Genomic DNA, 16,979 nt, shown 5'->3' on the forward strand with positions numbered 1-16,979 from the left:
AAAAACGCGAACGGACACCGTGCTCAAACGGCAATGGAACCCATTTGGGAACAGGATGAGGAACACGGCGTCAGTGAACCGACATTGGTTATTGATGTTCAGGGGTTCGAAGGCCCGCTTGATCTATTGTTACAATTGGCTCGTAACCAGAAAGTCGATTTGGCACATATATCCATTGTCGAACTTGTACAACAATATCTTGATTTTGTTAAAACAGCACATGAATTGAGACTCGATCTCGCGGCCGATTATCTGGTGATGGCCGCCTGGCTTGCTTATCTCAAATCCCGTTTGCTTGTGCCGCAGCGGTCGGATGACGAAGGGGAAAGTGGCGAAGAGCTTGCCGGATTGTTACAATTCCGTTTGCAGAGGCTTGAGGCCATGCGTGAAGCGGCAGGACAGCTTGTAAACCGTAACCGTTTGGGACGGGATGTTTTCAAGCGCGCCAATCCGGAAATGGTGGTAGTTGAAAAAAAGCACCTGTATGATGTATCGCTTTATGATCTGTTGATGGCTTATGCCGGTTTGCGCCAAAGACAGGCTGTGAAACGTGTCGAAGTAGGAAAGAGAGAGGTCTGGTCGCTAAAAGCCGCGCGCGCAATCTTGGTGCGGTTGATGGGCGAAGCAAAAGATTGGCAGGCATTGGACAAGTTTTTATTTGCTTTTATCCCGACAGCTTATGAACGTCGCACAGCATTGGCCAGCACTTTCGCGGCAAGTCTTGAAATGGTGAGAGAAAAGCAGCTTGATATCCGTCAGGCTGCGCCTTTTGCTCCGATTTATCTTCGTGCGCACAAAAAGGCTGAAGGGCCGAAAACCATAAATATCGGGGGCGGGGTAAAGCCCGTAAGTAAGCAAGATGACTGAACCAAAAAACGCAGAAAAAAATAGAAATGGCGAGCTCAACATAACCCCCGAACTTGTTCGCATGGCCGAAGCAATTGTTTTTGCGTCGAGCGAACCTGTGACTGATCGCGCTTTGGAAGAGCGGCTTCCCAATGGCGCAAATATTTCGGCGATTATGGATGTTTTGAAACAGGATTATCAAAAACGCGGGGTCAATCTCGTAAAAGTGGGAAATGCTTATGCGTTCCGGACAGCACCCGATCTTGCGTTTCTTTTGAACAGGCAAGAAGAGCGGCCAAGGAAACTTTCCCGTGCTGCTTTGGAAGTGCTGGCAATTATTGCCTATCATCAACCGATAACGCGTGCGGAACTAGAAGACGTCAGAGGCGTTGAAACATCGAAAGGCACGTTGGATGTGTTGATGGAAGCAGGTTGGGTGAAAATTCGTGGAAGGAGGCGCGTTCCGGGACGACCAGTCACTTACGGAACGACCCTTGCATTTCTGGATGAATTCAGCCTGCCGGAAATTTCGGATTTACCGGGGATGGAAGAGCTGAAAGGTGCAGGTCTTCTATCGTCAAGATTACCGTCAAGTTTCCGTATGCCGTCACCGACAGCCGATCCGGATATTCTGACCGATGAAGAAGAACCGCTTGAAGATGTCAATTTGGAACAATTAGGACTTTTAAGTCCACTTGATCGGGAAGAAAAATCTTAAAATCACCTTGTTTGGGAATAAAAAATGTAAATACACGTGGTTGTGTTTAAAAGACTTGAAAAAAGTGTCTAAAAGTACACATTAAGACAGTTCCAGCATTGAAGAGAGTACATAATGGGAAATTTCCTTTCACCTGTTCACCTCATAGTGATCCTACTCATCATTCTTGTCCTATTCGGTCGTGGTAAAATTTCAGAATTCATGGGCGATTTTGCTAAAGGTATCAAGAGTTTCAAAAAAGGTCTGAAAGAAGACGATGACGAGGCTGAAACTCAACAACCGGCAGAGCGGCCGGAAATTAAAACCATTGACGTTCAGCCGGAAGAAACAGTTCAGCCGGCCAAACGTGTAGCGAGTCCCCGTAAACCGGCGGCAACAAAAACTGCATCCCGTTCAACCAAATCGAAAGCTAAAACAACGCAACGTAAAACAACGAAATCGTGAAGTTTGTTGTTGTCAGAGCTTTTGTTGAGAAAGCCTTTCTTGTTGGAAAGGGTCTTTGAATAATGTTCGGAATTGATGGACCGGAATTTATTGTTATTCTCATCGTGCTGATTGTTGTGGTCGGCCCGAAAGACTTGCCGAAAATGTTAAAAGCGATCGGCAAGGCAACGGCGCGTATGCGCTCGACAGCCAACGAGTTCCGCCGTCAATTTGACGAAGCCATGCATGAAGCCGAACTGGACGATTTGCAAAAAACTCTTACCGATGTAAAAGATCTTGACCCCCGCAAAAAGCTAACCGAAATATTCGATCCTATTCGAGACGTCGCAAAAGATGTCAAAGCGAGTATTGAGGTTAGTCAGGAGGACGACAAGCACTCGAAGTCGCAAGATGCTGCTTTAGAAGACGTGGCTGATAAGTCTTCCGGTGGTAAAGATAACGAAAATTCGCAAAGTCATTCATTATCTGCTGATGCCACGGCTAGTACTGTCAGAATAGTTGATGATGAAAAATTCCAGTCAGCTACAGTTTCAACTGCCTCTGCAGGAGGTGACAGCATGGCGACAGAGGAACATCCGGCAACACCAACATCCTCCGAAGTGACAAGAACAAAGCCGACAGTTGAAACACCGGCCAAAGGCAAGATGACGGCAAAACAAACCGCAGCGTTGAAGCTGAAAACGGCGACAAAGCGTAAGGTGTCAGCAACAACAAAGTCGTCATCGCCTGAAAAGACCGCTAGTACCGGAGCTGTGAAAGCTCCTGCACAAAAACAGAAAACCGCAAAACAGGCTGCTTCACGGCCTAAAAAGGCAACCGTTGCCGACGTTTGAATAAAATAGGAAAAGACCATCGTGCATGAGGATGAAGACGAAGTCGAAGCAAGCTCGGCGCCGCTACTGGATCATTTGATCGAGTTACGCCACCGGATTATCGTATCTTTGATTGCATTTGCTATTGCCTTTATTATCTGCTTTTTCGTCAAGGATTACATCCTGAATTTCCTCTTGTGGCCCTATCAATGGGCAATGAAAATTTCCGGCGGAAATCCTGACAGCATCCGTTTGCAATCAACACAGGTTTGGGAAACATTTCTGACCAAAATGAAGCTTGCAGCGTTTGGCGGCGTCATTTTGTCATTTCCTTATCTTGCGTTCCAGTTATACAGCTTTATTGCGCCGGGGCTTTATCGCAATGAGAGGCGCGCTTTTTTGCCATTTCTCATAAGTGCGCCGGTATTGTTTCTTTTGGGCGGTGCATTTGTCTATTGTGTGCTTGCCCCGATGATGTTGTGGTTTTCCCTGTCACAGCAATTATTGCCTGATTCTCATTTGAAAGTTGAATTTATCGCACGTATTTCCGATTATCTGAGCTTTATGCAGTCTTTCATTCTGATATTCGGTCTTATCTTCCAGCTTCCTCTTGTTACCAGCCTGTTGACAAAAGCAGGTCTTATTACGTCGAAAATGCTTGTTTCCAAACGGAAATGGGCAATTCTAATCGCTGTTGTTGTTGCGGCAATGGTGACACCTTCCGATTTCTTTACGATGTTCGGCGTCGCGCTTCCGACAATTCTGCTTTATGAAGTTTCTATTATTGTTTCACGCTGGATTGAAAAGAAACAGGCAAAACAAAATAACAAGGCTTCCTGATTAGGCCATTGTGGTTTAAGAACAGAAATAGAATTAAAAAAATTTGTACAGGAATATCTTGATGCTTGATATCAAATGGATTCGGGAAAATCCGCAGAAACTCGACGAAGCTTTGGCAAAACGTAGTGCCGAACCACAGGCAGAGAAACTGATAGCGCTTGATCTTGAGCGTCGTAACCACGTTTCTCACGTTCAGGTTGCGCAGGAAAGACGCAATGCAGCTTCGAAAGAAATTGCGCAGGCTATGGCATCCGGTGATACTAAACGGGCCGAAGCCTTGAAGTCGGAAGTGGCAGAACTCAAAACATTCCTTTCAACAGCAGAGACAAAAGGAAAAGAGCTGACAGCCGCTCTTGATGAGGCACTGTCCCGTATTCCTAATATTCCGCTTGATGATGTGCCGGTAGGGCGCGACGAAAATGACAATGTCGAACGTTATAAGGTGGGAACACCACCGTCTTTCCCGTTCGAGCCCAAACAACATTTCGAAATTGGTGAAAAACTTGGCCAAATGGATTTTGATCGTGCGGTGAAACTTTCCGGCGCACGTTTCACAGTATTGTCGGGACAGCTTGCCCGTCTCGAAAGGGCACTTGGCCAATTCATGATTGATGTCCACACGCTGGAACATGGCTATCGTGAAGTTTCAGTTCCGGTTCTCGTTCGTGACAGCGCACTTTTCGGCACTGCCCAACTGCCCAAATTTGCCGAAGACTTGTTCGAGACAACAGACGGGCGTTGGCTTATTCCAACGGCAGAAGTACCGCTGACGAATCTCGTTGCAGGCGATATTCTGGATGCCAAAAAGCTCCCGATTCGCGTCACTGCGTTGACCCCGTGCTTCCGTTCGGAAGCCGGTGCTGCCGGTCGTGATACGCGCGGTATGTTGCGCCAACACCAGTTCTGGAAAGTCGAAATGGTATCTATTACCGACGAAGATAGTTCTCTGGATGAATTGGAACGCATGACAGGGTGCGCTGAAGATATTTTAAAACGTCTGGGGCTTCCCTTCCGGACAATTACGTTATGTACCGGTGATATGGGATTTAGCTCCCGCAAAACATATGACCTTGAAGTGTGGTTGCCGGGGCAAAATACCTATCGCGAAATATCGAGCTGCTCGGTATGCGGTGACTTTCAGGCGCGGCGTATGAATGCGCGTTACCGGAAAGAAGGCGAAAAATCGACGCGCTTCGTTCACACTCTGAATGGCTCTGGAGTTGCTGTCGGGCGCTGTCTCATTGCAGTTATGGAAAATTATCAGCAAAAAGATGGTTCCGTGGTTATACCGGACGTTCTTCGCCCTTATATGGGTGGATTGGAACGGATTGAAGCGTAAAAATTTCAGGGAACTTCAATATGCGTATTTTGCTAACCAATGATGACGGTATTCATGCGGAAGGGCTGAAAATTCTTGAACAGATCGCCCGTCAACTCTCTGATGATGTCTGGGTTGTCGCTCCGGAAGAAGATCAAAGCGGTGTTTCACATTCTTTGACCATTTCAGAGCCTTTACGTTTGCGTCAAATTGATGAAAAACATTTTGCTTTGAAAGGCACTCCCACAGATTGTGTCATTATGGCGGTCAAGCATATTATGCCGGAAGCGCCCGATCTTGTTCTATCGGGGGTTAATGCCGGAGGTAATCTAGCTGACGATGTGAGCTATTCGGGAACGGTTTCGGGTGCGGTAGAGGGGATGTTACAGGGGATCCGCTCGATTGCTCTTTCACAAGAATTTTTGCACGAAACGAAGCGCGACAATATTCCTTGGAATACGGTTTTATCTCTCGCTCCGGATATTTTGAAAAAGCTCGTAAAAATTCCTCTTCCCGAAGGTGTTTTGCTCAATGTGAATTTCCCGGCTTGCGAAGCTGACGAGGTGACAGGATTGTCTGTTGCTCCGCTTGGTAACCGCGGACACCAGATACTTATCGATAAACGCGCTGATGGTCGTGGCCTACCTTATTACTGGATGTATTTCAGCAGAGGAAAGGGCAAGAACAAGGAAAAAACAGATATTGATGTGCTTCAGGAGAAGGCTATTTCTGTTACTCCAATAGAGCTTGATCTGACGGCACATAGATTTTTGGATGTATTAGAAAAAGCGCTCTTGGGAAAATAGAGGGATGGAAGCGATGCCCCCTATGTCAGAACGAGAAGAATTGATAAGCCTTGTCCTGAAAATGCGGGGCAGGGGGCTTGATGATATGGCCTTATTTTCTGCATTGGAACGCACATCGCGTCGGGACTTTGTTTCGGCACCTTTTACCGATAGTGCTTATGAGAATAAGGTTATCCCGATAGAGTGCGGCGAATATATCGAGAGGCTTGAAGAACAGTTATATATTATTTCTGCATTGTCTCTCGAAAAAAAACATCGTGTGCTCGAGATCGGAACAGGCTCGGGCTTTACCGCTGCTTTGATTGCAAGACTTGCGGGCCGTGTGACGACGGTCGAAAGATATAAAACTTTATGCGACATTGCCCGTCAACGATTTCACGCATTGGAAATAGATAATATTGTTTTGCGACAAATGGACGGCAGCCGCGCTTTGTCCGGGTCAGGCCCTTATGACCGGATATTGGTGTGGCCATCACGTAATCGTGATCCACAGGAATTTCTCGAATTATTGGCAGCCAATGGTGTGCTTATCGAAGCTATCGGACCGGACGAAGGCGAACAGATGGTTGTACGCTATCGCAAGACCGGAAGCAGGTTCGAGAGGACAGATATGTTCAGAGTGCGCTACCAACCCTTCATCGAGGGCGTTGCAGCTATTCTGTAATTTCCTCAGGAATATCGCTTCCTGAAATCAATAACCTCATTGAAAATCGTCAGACGATAAAAGGCTTAATCCCTCTGATAGGCTTTTTTTAAACTCCTCGTAAATTATATATAATAATATGTGCATGTGATCAGTTTACGAGGCAGGGGGTCTATTTCGACGGGCAATAATTTTTTTTAACCTTAATCGAAATTTTAACCGTCGAGTAACATTAACACGTTTTAATGGCTACAGTTGAGTATCGGGTATATGGACAAAAAACATGCGTTTGAAAGTTATGAGTAAAGCTTCGCACCGCTATCTTCGAACAGCGGCATTGTTCATCCTAGCTGGTTTTGCCACGGGATGTAGTTCAGGTACTCAACGGTTTACCGACAGTTTTTATACCGGTGCTACCGCCAATCAGCAACAGGCGATCAACAAACAAGCCGGTTACCAACAAATGCCGCAAACCACAGGCTCGATCCAGAGCAGCGAGTTGCTGCCCGTAGCCGGTCAACCTTCCTATCAGGCAGCCCAGTCACAATCCCAACCGACTTATGGTTCTTCTGCTTCCCAGCCAACGCAGGTAGCATCTGCTGGTCAGGTTCTGGGAACACCACCTCATAATCTTGGGCAGATGTCATCATCATCTTCTTCAATGCCTGCCCAATCGGCATCAAAGAAAAATGGCAGCTATATCGTCCAAAGTGGCGACACACTTTATAGCGTTTCGCGTAAAACCGGCGTAAGCGTCGAATCGCTTAAAAGTGCTAACGGTTTGAGCAATGGTGCAATCCGTGTCGGGCAATCATTAATTATTCCGGGCGGTCATAATACGGAAGTAGCTTCAACAGCTGCTCAAACAAAAACACAAACGCCGGCAGCTTCTCCTGAAACAAAGCAGGTAGCGCCGACAAAGACCGCTGCTGCAAGCCAGCCTGCATCTTCTCAACCAGCCGCCGAACCGGTTAAGACCGCACAGAATGAACCGGCAAAACCTGCTGCCGAGCCTGCTGTTGCAAAAAGCAGCGATACGACGATGAATCAGGCTGAAAATGTAGCCGTTGTAGCACCTCAGGCGACCGGCATTTCCAAAATGCGTTGGCCTGCACAGGGACGCATTCTTTCAAGCTTCGGACAGAAAGAAGGCTCAAGCACGAATGACGGTATCGATATTATGGCACCGGAAGGCTCGTCTGTTAAAGCGGCAGAAAACGGTGTTGTTATCTATGCCGGTGACGGTTTGAAAGAATTCGGAAACACCGTGCTTATCCGCCACGAAAACAATATCGTTACCGTCTATGGACATAACAGTAAAATTCTCGTTCAACGCGGACAGAAAGTCCGCCGTGGTGATGAAATCGCAAAATCCGGTATGTCGGGCAATGCATCGACGCCGCGTGTCCACTTTGAAGTGCGCAAGAATTCGAGCCCTGTCAACCCGATCAAATATCTGGAAAACTGATAATTCTTTGAAAGTTTGAATTTTATGAGAAAGCCGGTTTTTGACCGGCTTTTTGTTATTTTATCGGAAGTCGCTTAATTGAGTTTCTTGCCCAACCGGCCGGCTAATCCCATAATAAACTGCCATGCCACGCGTCCGGAACGGTTTCCACGCGTTGTTGCCCATTCGAGCGCATCATGATGGATTTTATCAAGCGGTTCATCAAGTCCGTAATGGCGAACATATCCGTCAATCATATCGAGATATTCATCTTGTGCGCATTTATGAAAACCGAGCCATAAACCGAAGCGATCCGACAACGAGACTTTTTCTTCGATTGCTTCGGAGGGGTTCACGGCGGTCGACGATTCATTATCAATCATCTCGCGGGGCATTAAATGACGGCGGTTGGAGGTTGCATAAAAAACCACATTTTCCGGACGCCCTTCAACACCACCATCAAGGGCGGCTTTTAATGATTTATAAGACGTGTCATCCTGATCGAAAGACAAATCATCGCAAAAAATAATTGACCGGTATGGCGTTTTTCTGAGTTCCGTTAGCAATATCGGCAATGTTCCTATGTCTTCACGGTGGATTTCAATAAGTTTCAATGGAAGTTTATCGGTGTTTTCTTCGTTAATTTTCGCTTGTACTGATTTTACCAATGAAGATTTGCCCATGCCTCGCGCTCCCCAAAGGAGCACGTTATTAGCCGGCAAGCCGTTAGCAAATTGGCGCGTATTTTCAATGAGCGCATCACGCGCCTGATCGACCCCCTTGATGAGGTCAATATCAATTCTATTTACGTGTTTGACAGGCATCAGGGCAAGTTTATCAGGATTCCATACAAAACAATCACAGTTGTCCATATCGAGGGGCTTGGCTTCAGCAGGGGCCATGCGCGACAATATAGCAATCAGTTGATCCAGTTTGTGGTTTAGATTTTCATCAATCATTTTAATTTCCGCCAATTAAGTAGAGGCGTATCTTTATCATGTGTAATATTAAAACCAAAATTTTTCTTCATGAAAACATTGCCGGTTGCGTTCTTGCAGGCAAAGCTTTAATGCCTAGGATTGAATAAAAATCGCTTGAAGCGGTTGAATGAGCTTCAAGCTCGTTGATGTCGCGTTTGACTTGTCAATTACATGGATCAATCCAAAACGGGTAATGCCCGCTATCAAAGCTAGGAGATAGTTAATGTTTATTACCAACGCTTATGCACAGGCCGCTGGTGGTTCGACGGGGGAAGTGTCAACTTTGATGACGTTTGCACCTTTTATTCTGATTTTCGTCATCATGTATTTTCTCATTATCCGGCCACAACGCAACCAGATGAAAAAGCGTCAGGAAATGCTGAATGCCATTCGTCGTGGCGATACAGTGATTACTGAAGGCGGCCTTATCGGTCGCGTTACGAAAGTTGTTGGTGATGCTAACGGTGAAGTAGAAATCGAAATTGCAGAAAATACCCGCGTTCGCGTGATGCGGGCGAAAATTCTGACTGTCGAGGTCAAGGGAGAGCCGGTTAGTGAACAAAAGTCCAAGCCTGCACTAAAAGCTGCTAAAGGCAAAAATAAGAAAAAACAGTCGGATAATAGGCAAGAGTCAAACACTGATCAGACTGAACAAGCAGCTTCGGCCGAGGACAATAATAGCGGAAATGATACCGCAAAAATCGAGAAAGACGAAAACAAGTCCGATAGTGTAGCAAGTCAGGAAAAGACCGGAGCTTGAACGAACAGAAAACGGATATTTGACGTTTTTCTTAACTTTGCTAAAGATGATTCCCGTTAAACGGGAATCATTGATTCTTGCAAAATGGCAATTTCCACGAGTTCCTATCGGAATTGTCATTGAAAGTTTCTGAATAACAGGGTCTTTCCTGTTTGAAATGCTTGCTTTGGCGCGAATGTCATTGGCACACTCTATTGATTGTAATTTTGGGAACGTAAAATTTTGAGGTAAAATCGGGAGCCTTCTCATGCTTTATTTTCCTCGCTGGAAACGGCTTCTGATCTGGTTTGTAGTTCTTGTTGGCGTGATAATCGCCTTACCCAATATTCTACCTCAGGCTTTGCTTGCCCATTTACCGCAATTCTATTCAACGCTTCATTTGCCAATGGGTGTAGATTTACAAGGTGGTTCGCGCCTTGTGGTCCAGTTGCCAAAAAATCAAATTGCTGAACGCGATGCGACAATAGACGTCATGAAAAGACGCCTCGATATCGGAGCCGCGGGGTTTAAAGACTATTCTATTGCCAAGCAAAGCCGCGATAAAATCCGCATTGAAGTACCAGGACTTTTCGATGTCCAGTTACTTAAAGATATCGTAAGCGTGACTGCGCGTTTTTCACTTTATGAAGAAGATACATCCGTTCCGGTAAACGATGTGATTATGGGCAAAGTTGCGCGTCCCGAAGGTACAATTGTTACCTATTCAATGGATGACCCGCCGGTAAGCTATTTGTTGAAAGATCGTCCGTTTTTGACCAATGACAATATTGCGAGCGCCTATGCAGAAAAAAACGCTGATACAACCGGCTCGTTATTAACTGTCGCATTGGATAGCGAAGGACAACAAAAACTTTCCGAATTTACCCGAAAAAATTCCGACAAGCGGCTTATCATTGTGTTTGACAATGAAGTGCTGGCAGCGATGAGATTTCCGGTACCGATTGACGACGGCTATATTCGGGTAGGGCCATTGCCGGATGATGTCGCCCATAATCTCGAAACTGTTCTGACAACCGGACCACTTCCGACTGATCTTACTTTTATTGAAGAAAGAACAGTAGGGGGAGACCTTGGTACAGCCTATGCAAAAGCCGGTTTGCACGCTGCTTTCGGTGCTCTTGTTATTGTTGCCGTTTTCATGGTTTTGTCATACGGCCTTTTGGGGCTGACTGCCGATGTGGCACTGGCTGCTAATTTGATGATGTTGGTTGCAGTGCTAAGTCTTGTTGGCACACCGCTGACGCTTGCCGGATTTGCAGGTCTTGTTCTGATTATCGGAGTATCGGTTGATGCCAATATTTTGATTTACGAGCGCGTACGCGAGGCAAGACGCAACAATTATTCGGTTACCCAAGCCGTTGAAGCCGGATTTTCCGGTGCCATGAGCACGATTGTTGACGCGAACGTCACAACTTTCATTGCCGCACTGGTTTTGTTCATGTTGGGCACCGGTCCCATTCATGGCTTTGCGCTCACAGTTACGATCGGCATTTTGACCTCGCTCTTTACGACTTTCACATTCACGCGGATGATGATCAGTTGGTGGATCCGGACATTCCATCCTCGTGAAATACCACAGCGTATCATTCGGATTATTCCCCCCAATACCAGTATCCGGTTTATGAAACTTGGCAAAATAACTCTGGCCTTGTCGACGGTGCTGATTATTTTGACTGGCGGCCTCTATGTGACAGCGGGGGTAAATTACGGAATCGATTTTGCCGGTGGATCTTTAGCGGTTCTCGAAGCTAAAAACGGTAAGGCGGATATTTACGACATTGCCTCGCGGGTTAACGATCTCAATATCGGGGGTGTCAATGTTTCGCCAACCAAAAGGCCTTCGGAAGCCGAATTGACAATTGCAAGTCAGGAAAATGGCGAAGATGCCGAACAAACTGTCGCTGTGAAACTTCGGGGAGAATTCGGCAGTGATTACACTTTGCAGCGCCTTGATATTGTCGGTCCGACAGTTTCGGCAGAATTGAGCCGTGTCAGCGCACTTGCTATTTTCGTGTCATTGCTGGCAATATTTGTTTATGTTCTATGGCGTTTCCGCTGGCAATTTGCAATCGGAGCCGTTTTGACAACGGTTCATGATATTATCATTCTTGTCGGCATTTTCCTGCTGTTCCAATGGCAGTTCAACCTTTGGAGCATAGCCGCACTCCTTGCTATTATCGGCTATTCTTTGAACGATACGATTGTTGTTTACGATCGGGTCCGTTCGCTCCTTAAAAAACGCGGCAATATTGATATGCGCAGTCTCGTTGATATTGCCATCAACCGTACCTTGTCGCGCACGATTTTGACCTCTCTTGCAACTTTGCTGGCACATGTCCCTCTTTATTACTTTGGCGGCGCCGATATGAAAGATTTTGCATCGGTTCTCCTCATTGGTATAATCATAGGTACATATTCTTCTATATTTATAGCCGGTCCATTGCTGGTGCTCTTGAGAGTCAAGCCGAACCAGACCGACGGTAAGGGTTCATGATGTCTGATGCAATCAAGATGAGGGAGGCACATTTCCCCGGACGTGCGCCTATTGATGCTTATGGAAATGGTGGTTTCCGGTTTGCCGATATGTCGAATCGGGGCTCGATCATTTGCGTTCCATCCGGCATATATGGTCTGGAAATGAAAACGCCTGTGCCGACCATGGAGGACATAAAGCATGTTCTTGATGAAGCTGATAAAATCGAGGTTTTTCTCGTTGGTACAGGAGAAAATTTGTTAAGGTTGCCTGAAAACTTGAGAATGGTTCTGCGCAAAAAACATATTTCTACAGACACGATGAGTACCGGCGCTGCGGTTCGTACTTTTAATGTCCTCTTGGCGGAAGATCGCGCAGTCGCCGCACTCCTTTATGCAGTTGAATGAATAAAGACGCGTCCTATTGTTTAAAACTGTTAAAAGAGAGCGATAGAGATCGCTATCTCTCGATTTTATTCGCACCGCTACAATATCGTGAGGGACTTGCGAGCCTTTTTGCTTTTAATGTCGAAATCAATCGAATTTCGGAAACGGTGCATGAGCCGATGATTGGTGAAATTCGTTTGCGTTGGTGGCGTGATGCAATCGAAGCCGGTAAAACGGGCGAGGGCAATCCGGTCTTAAGTGCATTGCTTTCAACTATTCGGCAATATAATTTACCGAAAGCCGCACTGCTACGCTATTGTGATGCACGTGTGTTCGACTTTTATGATGATCAACTGCCTGATCTAACAAGTCTTGAAGGCTATTGCGGTGAAACAACAAGCGCGCTTTTGGAACTTGCATGCCAGATTCTGGAAAAAAATGCGTCGTCATTGACGGCGGAAGCGTCAGGACAAGGCGGTGTTGCAGATTTTATGTGTCGGCTCCTACGTTCGCTCCCCTTGTTAAAAGCAAACGGGCGCCAATATTTTCCAAAGAATATTGTTGAGGCAACGGCAGAGGATTTCATTGTCTCTGCGCCCCATGAAAAATCGGAACAGCAGAAAAAATTGTTAAACGCCGCAATCGAATTCGATAAAAAACATTACCAGAAATTCTATCAATATTATAAAAACTTGCCGGTGAGTGTGCGTCCGGTTTTTCTACCTCTGGCCATCATACCGGAGGCGCTACGAAAAATTGAAAAGAAAGGCACGCTTGCATTCAAAGAATGTGTCACACCTTCTCCGCTTCGTCATTATCTAGCTATTACAAAAGCAGCTATAACCGGACGCATGCCAAAAATATTGTAAGCCCGCAATATCGGGTTTGAAAATGCATGCATAGTTCCCGATTTTAAATGATAGGCCGCGTCGTTATCGTCTTTCAACGGGACATCGACACGACCGCGCCGGAAATATTATAAGCCGGCGCCGTCGGGGATGAAAATGCGGCATGGCTCGCCCACTTGAAGCGGGGTGCCGTTTTCCTCGCGGATGATGAGACAATCCGCATTGGCCATGAGCCGTATCAAGGATGAATCCTGACTACGCACCGGCGTGACCCATCTTTCACCTTTTGCATTAACGGAGAGGTTGGCACGGACAAAATGCCGTCTCGGGCCGTTTTCCGGAAGTGGTACGGCAAGAAGCGCGTCTTCGATATGCGGACGATAAGTTCTCCCTGAAAGTTTCTCCAATATTGGAACCAGAAAAATATGGCCGCAAACCATGCTTGATACAGGGTTTCCTGGAAGCCCTAAAACCAGCATTTTATGGTCATGTGGCAAAACCCCGAACATGAGAGGTTTACCCGGACGCATTGCAACCTTCCAGAAGTCGAGCTTCATACCTTCCGACTTCAAAACAGTTTGCACAAGGTCATATTTGCCGACAGAAACACCACCACTGGTGACAAGAAGGTCAACTTTTTCGTCTCTTGCCCGGTTAATCTTTTCGCGGATTGATTCTTCATTGTCGCGGGCTATTCCGAGATCGACAACGTCGCAATGATGGGCCCTTATCAGATAGGTAAGACCATAGGAATTCGAGCATACGATCTGGTCTTTTCCGGGGATCTTGCCAGCTTCTACAAGCTCATTTCCTGTTGCCAAAACAGCAATTTTCGGACGCCTGACAACTTTTACCGCTCCATGGCCGGTTGACGCGCAAAGTGCCAAAGCAGAAGGCGTCATGACACGCCCTTTTTTAAGAACACTGTCACCTTTTTCGAAATTTCCGCCTCTGGGACGAATATTGGCATTCGGTTCGGGCGCTTTTGTAAAAGAGACGCTATCGCCTTCTATGACGGCGTTTTCCTGAATTATAACGGTATCGGCGTCGTCAGGAACAGGAGCGCCGGTAAAAATCCGGACAGTTTCAGCTTTGCCGATTTTTCCTTCATAGCCTTTGCCTGCTGCGGCTTCTCCGACAACATGGAATTTCGTGTCTTGCCGGTAATCCTGATAGCGTATGGCAAAACCATCCATAGCAGAGGAACGGAAAGGCGGTTCCGTCAATTCGGCTATAACATCCTGAGCCAGTACTTGCGCCTGTCCAACCTTGGTCAATGGAGTAAGCACGCTTTCAAGCGTTTCAGTTGCTGCAAGTAAACGGTTTAGAGATTCTTCAACATTGATGAGAGGCATTTTTTTCTTCTCGCTTCCATGTGCCAGATTTTCCTCCCCGCTTTTCCAATAGACAAATATTGCTGATGATCATGTTTTTATCGAGAGCTTTTGCCATATCGTAAATCGTCAAACACGTGATGGATACAGCAGTCAAAGCTTCCATTTCGACACCGGTTTTGCCGTTAAGACTGACGGTTGCAGTAATCTGATAACCGGGCAAATCATGATCGGCGGTAATGTCGATAGCAATTTTTGTGAGCATGAGGGGATGGCATAACGGAATAAGCTCCGATGTTTTTTTTGCCCCCATAATGCCTGCTATTCGGGCTGTTGCCAAAACGTCGCCTTTGGGGGCATTACCATTTTCGATTGCTTCGAGGGTTTCCCTTGCCATCTTTATAGAACCGTGGGCAATAGCTATCCGGTCGGTTTCGCGTTTTCCCCCGACATCGACCATGTGTGCTTCACCTTTAGCATTCACATGGGTTAGTTTATCGCTCATATTATAGTCCTAATAAGTTTCTCGTCGCCTTTGCTACATCGTTCTGCCGCATCAGACTTTCTCCGATAAGAAATGAACGAATGTTGCTTTTTTCCAATCTTTTCAGATCATCGTGGGTAAAAATGCCACTTTCACCCACCAACAGGCGATCATCAGGAACCATATGGGAAAGTCTCTCGGAATTGGCAAGATCAACTTCAAAATTGCGCAAATTGCGGTTATTAACCCCGATAAGTGGCGATTTAAGTTTTAATGCCCGTTCAACTTCAGCTTCATTATGGGTTTCTATGAGAACATCCATACCAAGTTCGAATGCGGTTTCTTCCAGTGCTTTGGCCAAATTGTCATCAACCGCCGCAAGAATGATGAGAATGCAATCGGCTCCCCATGCGCGGGCTTCATAAACCTGATAGGTATCGAAGAGAAAATCTTTTCTTAAGGCAGGAAGATTACAAGCTTTGTGTGCTAATCGCAAAAATTCCGGAGATCCCTGAAAAGAGGGGGTATCGGTTAGAACCGAAAGACAGGCTGCCCCACCTTTTTCATAAGCTTTTGCAAGCGCCGGCGGGTCGAAATCTTCTCTGATAAGCCCCTTTGAAGGGCTCGCTTTCTTAATTTCGGCAATCAAACCGAAAAGACCTTTATCTTCCTTGGCTTTCAGTGCTTTATAAAAACCGCGTGGTTTTTCAGCCTTTGCGGCCAATTTTTTTAAGTTTTCGAGAGGCAAAGCTTCTTTAGCTTTGGCTATTTCCTGACGTTTATAGGATTCAATTTTCTTTAGAATATCACTCATTATTGTCACCAAGGTCGTTCGAAACCTTTATCAATTGTTCCAGCTTTTCTTTAGCTTTACCTTGATCGATACTTTGCTTGGCAATTTCGACACCTTGTTTCAGTGTGTCGGTTTTTCCGGCTATGATGAATGCTGCGGCGGCATTCAAAAGAACAATATCACGATAAGCTCCGTGTTGCCCTTCAAGAACGGCTCGCAATGCCTGTGCATTATATTGCGGGTCGCCACCTTTGAGGTCTGCCATTGTAACACGTTTCAAACCGGCATCTTCGGGGGTCACTGTGAAAGTTGTGAGGACGCCGTCTTTGAGAGCAGCAACGTCGGTTTCGCCTGCTGTTGTCAATTCATCCATGCCGCTGCCATGAACGACCCAGAGTGATTTCGAGCCAAGTCCCTGAAGAACTTTGGCGATAGGAACAACCCATTGGGGTGAAAAGACGCCGATCAACTGGTTCGTAACGCCGGCAGGATTGGAAAGCGGTCCGAGTATGTTGAAGATTGTCCGTGTACCAAGTTCGACACGCGCAGGCCCAACATGACGCATCGCCGAGTGATGGGTTGGTGCAAACATGAAGCCTAGCCCCACTTCACGGATGCAGCGTCCGATCATTTCAGGGGTAGCATCAATATTCACACCAAGGGCCGCCAAAGCGTCGGCAGCACCCGATTTTGACGATAAGGCACGGTTTCCGTGTTTACCCACAGGAATTCCGGCACCAGCAACAACAAAAGCCGTAGCGGTCGAAACATTGTAAGAACCTGACTGATCTCCACCAGTACCGACAATATCGACAGCGCCATCTACTGAATCGACCCGCAACATTTTCTTACGCATGGACGCAACAGCACCGGTGATTTCATCAATGGTTTCGCCGCGAACCCTGAGCGACATTAAAAAACCACCAATCTGGGCAGGTGTTGCCTGACCGGACATCATGATTGTAAAGGCTGCTTCGGCTTCATCTTTTGTGAGTGAAGCACCCGTTGCAACCTTGTTTATAAAAGGCTTAAGGTCACTCATGATAT

At 46.5% G+C, this 16,979-nt stretch carries 18 protein-coding genes; 13 read left to right on the plus strand and 5 right to left on the minus strand.

Going from position 1 to position 16,979, the window contains the following annotated elements; all coding sequences use genetic code 11:
- The first annotated feature begins 33 nt into the window (after positions 1–33).
- From H3S82_RS05605 to H3S82_RS05645, 9 genes are all read left to right on the plus strand, one after another.
- The gene (locus tag H3S82_RS05605; protein WP_198232339.1) at positions 34–867 is read left to right on the plus strand and encodes a ScpA family protein; all 834 of its coding nucleotides are present in this window, start codon (positions 34–36) and stop codon (positions 865–867) included.
- A complete protein-coding gene (scpB, locus tag H3S82_RS05610; RefSeq protein WP_198232315.1) occupies positions 860–1,564 on the plus strand; it encodes an SMC-Scp complex subunit ScpB in 705 nt (234 codons plus the stop codon). Before H3S82_RS05605 ends, scpB begins: the two co-directional genes overlap by 8 nt.
- Positions 1,565–1,678: 114 nt before the next feature.
- The gene (locus H3S82_RS05615) at positions 1,679–2,008 is read left to right on the plus strand and encodes a twin-arginine translocase TatA/TatE family subunit (RefSeq protein ID WP_077971052.1); all 330 of its coding nucleotides are present in this window, start codon (positions 1,679–1,681) and stop codon (positions 2,006–2,008) included.
- Positions 2,009–2,070: 62 nt separating this feature from the next.
- Positions 2,071–2,841: a Sec-independent protein translocase protein TatB gene (tatB, locus tag H3S82_RS05620; RefSeq protein ID WP_198232316.1), complete on the plus strand. Its 771-nt coding sequence runs from the start codon at positions 2,071–2,073 to the stop codon at positions 2,839–2,841.
- Positions 2,842–2,862: 21 nt separating this feature from the next.
- Entirely contained in the window at positions 2,863–3,660 is a 798-nt protein-coding gene (gene tatC / locus H3S82_RS05625; RefSeq protein WP_198213045.1) for a twin-arginine translocase subunit TatC, read from the plus strand.
- Positions 3,661–3,721: 61 nt separating this feature from the next.
- Positions 3,722–4,999, plus strand: a complete 1,278-nt coding sequence (gene serS / locus H3S82_RS05630; protein ID WP_077971057.1) for a serine--tRNA ligase — start codon at positions 3,722–3,724, stop codon at positions 4,997–4,999.
- A gap of 20 nt (positions 5,000–5,019) precedes the next feature.
- Positions 5,020–5,784 (plus strand): 5'/3'-nucleotidase SurE, encoded by a 765-nt coding sequence (surE, locus tag H3S82_RS05635; protein WP_198232317.1) that lies wholly within the window; start codon positions 5,020–5,022, stop codon positions 5,782–5,784.
- A 4-nt stretch (positions 5,785–5,788) separates the two neighbouring features.
- On the plus strand, positions 5,789–6,448 hold the full coding sequence (locus tag H3S82_RS05640) for a protein-L-isoaspartate(D-aspartate) O-methyltransferase (RefSeq protein ID WP_077971062.1): 660 nt from the start codon (positions 5,789–5,791) through the stop codon (positions 6,446–6,448).
- A gap of 262 nt (positions 6,449–6,710) precedes the next feature.
- On the plus strand, positions 6,711–7,895 hold the full coding sequence (locus H3S82_RS05645) for a peptidoglycan DD-metalloendopeptidase family protein (protein WP_198232318.1): 1,185 nt from the start codon (positions 6,711–6,713) through the stop codon (positions 7,893–7,895).
- Positions 7,896–7,969: 74 nt separating this feature from the next.
- On the opposite strand, the gene H3S82_RS05650 is transcribed toward H3S82_RS05645, so the two are convergent.
- Positions 7,970–8,833, minus strand: coding sequence for an ATP-binding protein (locus H3S82_RS05650; RefSeq protein ID WP_198232319.1), 864 nt, complete (start codon positions 8,831–8,833; stop codon positions 7,970–7,972).
- A 244-nt stretch (positions 8,834–9,077) separates the two neighbouring features.
- Here H3S82_RS05650 and yajC point away from each other — a divergent pair, with 244 nt between their 5' ends.
- The 4 genes from yajC to H3S82_RS05670 all read left to right on the plus strand — a co-directional run bounded on the left by yajC (position 9,078) and on the right by H3S82_RS05670 (position 13,342).
- Positions 9,078–9,614, plus strand: coding sequence for a preprotein translocase subunit YajC (gene yajC / locus H3S82_RS05655; protein ID WP_198232320.1), 537 nt, complete (start codon positions 9,078–9,080; stop codon positions 9,612–9,614).
- A 247-nt stretch (positions 9,615–9,861) separates the two neighbouring features.
- Positions 9,862–12,108, plus strand: a complete 2,247-nt coding sequence (secD, locus tag H3S82_RS05660) for a protein translocase subunit SecD (protein WP_198232321.1) — start codon at positions 9,862–9,864, stop codon at positions 12,106–12,108.
- Complete coding sequence (locus H3S82_RS05665) at positions 12,108–12,494, plus strand: Mth938-like domain-containing protein (protein WP_078040365.1); 387 nt, start codon at positions 12,108–12,110, stop codon at positions 12,492–12,494. The genes secD and H3S82_RS05665 overlap by 1 nt, the downstream gene beginning before the upstream one ends.
- Complete coding sequence (locus H3S82_RS05670; protein ID WP_198232322.1) at positions 12,491–13,342, plus strand: phytoene/squalene synthase family protein; 852 nt, start codon at positions 12,491–12,493, stop codon at positions 13,340–13,342. Before H3S82_RS05665 ends, H3S82_RS05670 begins: the two co-directional genes overlap by 4 nt.
- 107 nt (positions 13,343–13,449) lie before the next feature.
- Here the strand turns inward: H3S82_RS05670 and glp are convergent, their stop codons facing one another.
- Genes glp through trpD form a run of 4 tightly spaced genes read right to left on the minus strand, consistent with a single transcriptional unit; the run spans position 13,450 to position 16,974 of the window.
- On the minus strand, positions 13,450–14,676 hold the full coding sequence (gene glp, locus H3S82_RS05675) for a gephyrin-like molybdotransferase Glp (RefSeq protein WP_198232323.1): 1,227 nt from the start codon (positions 14,674–14,676) through the stop codon (positions 13,450–13,452).
- Entirely contained in the window at positions 14,657–15,160 is a 504-nt protein-coding gene (moaC, locus tag H3S82_RS05680; RefSeq protein WP_198232324.1) for a cyclic pyranopterin monophosphate synthase MoaC, read from the minus strand. Before moaC ends, glp begins: the two co-directional genes overlap by 20 nt.
- Before the next feature lies 1 nt (position 15,161).
- Positions 15,162–15,956 carry an indole-3-glycerol phosphate synthase TrpC gene (gene trpC / locus H3S82_RS05685; RefSeq protein WP_198232340.1) on the minus strand — a complete coding sequence of 265 codons (795 nt, stop codon included), beginning with the start codon at positions 15,954–15,956 and terminating at the stop codon, positions 15,162–15,164.
- The gene (gene trpD / locus H3S82_RS05690; RefSeq protein WP_078039370.1) at positions 15,946–16,974 is read right to left on the minus strand and encodes an anthranilate phosphoribosyltransferase; all 1,029 of its coding nucleotides are present in this window, start codon (positions 16,972–16,974) and stop codon (positions 15,946–15,948) included. The genes trpC and trpD overlap by 11 nt, the downstream gene beginning before the upstream one ends.
- Between the last annotated feature and the right edge of the window lie 5 nt (positions 16,975–16,979).

This window comes from Bartonella sp. M0192, from assembly GCF_016102305.1.
Taxonomy (GTDB): domain Bacteria; phylum Pseudomonadota; class Alphaproteobacteria; order Rhizobiales; family Rhizobiaceae; genus Bartonella; species Bartonella apihabitans.

Coding starts and splice junctions, on each gene's coding strand:
- secD (WP_198232321.1), top strand. CDS start 9,862: ATGCTTTATTTTCCTCGCTGGAAACGGCTTCTGATCTGGTTTGTAGTT.
- H3S82_RS05605 (WP_198232339.1), top strand. CDS start 34: ATGGAACCCATTTGGGAACAGGATGAGGAACACGGCGTCAGTGAACCG.
- H3S82_RS05645 (WP_198232318.1), top strand. CDS start 6,711: ATGCGTTTGAAAGTTATGAGTAAAGCTTCGCACCGCTATCTTCGAACA.
- H3S82_RS05650 (WP_198232319.1), bottom strand. CDS start 8,833: ATGATTGATGAAAATCTAAACCACAAACTGGATCAACTGATTGCTATA.
- moaC (WP_198232324.1), bottom strand. CDS start 15,160: ATGAGCGATAAACTAACCCATGTGAATGCTAAAGGTGAAGCACACATG.
- H3S82_RS05640 (WP_077971062.1), top strand. CDS start 5,789: ATGGAAGCGATGCCCCCTATGTCAGAACGAGAAGAATTGATAAGCCTT.
- H3S82_RS05670 (WP_198232322.1), top strand. CDS start 12,491: ATGAATAAAGACGCGTCCTATTGTTTAAAACTGTTAAAAGAGAGCGAT.
- serS (WP_077971057.1), top strand. CDS start 3,722: ATGCTTGATATCAAATGGATTCGGGAAAATCCGCAGAAACTCGACGAA.
- surE (WP_198232317.1), top strand. CDS start 5,020: ATGCGTATTTTGCTAACCAATGATGACGGTATTCATGCGGAAGGGCTG.
- scpB (WP_198232315.1), top strand. CDS start 860: ATGACTGAACCAAAAAACGCAGAAAAAAATAGAAATGGCGAGCTCAAC.
- glp (WP_198232323.1), bottom strand. CDS start 14,676: ATGCCTCTCATCAATGTTGAAGAATCTCTAAACCGTTTACTTGCAGCA.
- H3S82_RS05665 (WP_078040365.1), top strand. CDS start 12,108: ATGTCTGATGCAATCAAGATGAGGGAGGCACATTTCCCCGGACGTGCG.
- yajC (WP_198232320.1), top strand. CDS start 9,078: ATGTTTATTACCAACGCTTATGCACAGGCCGCTGGTGGTTCGACGGGG.
- trpD (WP_078039370.1), bottom strand. CDS start 16,974: ATGAGTGACCTTAAGCCTTTTATAAACAAGGTTGCAACGGGTGCTTCA.
- H3S82_RS05615 (WP_077971052.1), top strand. CDS start 1,679: ATGGGAAATTTCCTTTCACCTGTTCACCTCATAGTGATCCTACTCATC.
- tatB (WP_198232316.1), top strand. CDS start 2,071: ATGTTCGGAATTGATGGACCGGAATTTATTGTTATTCTCATCGTGCTG.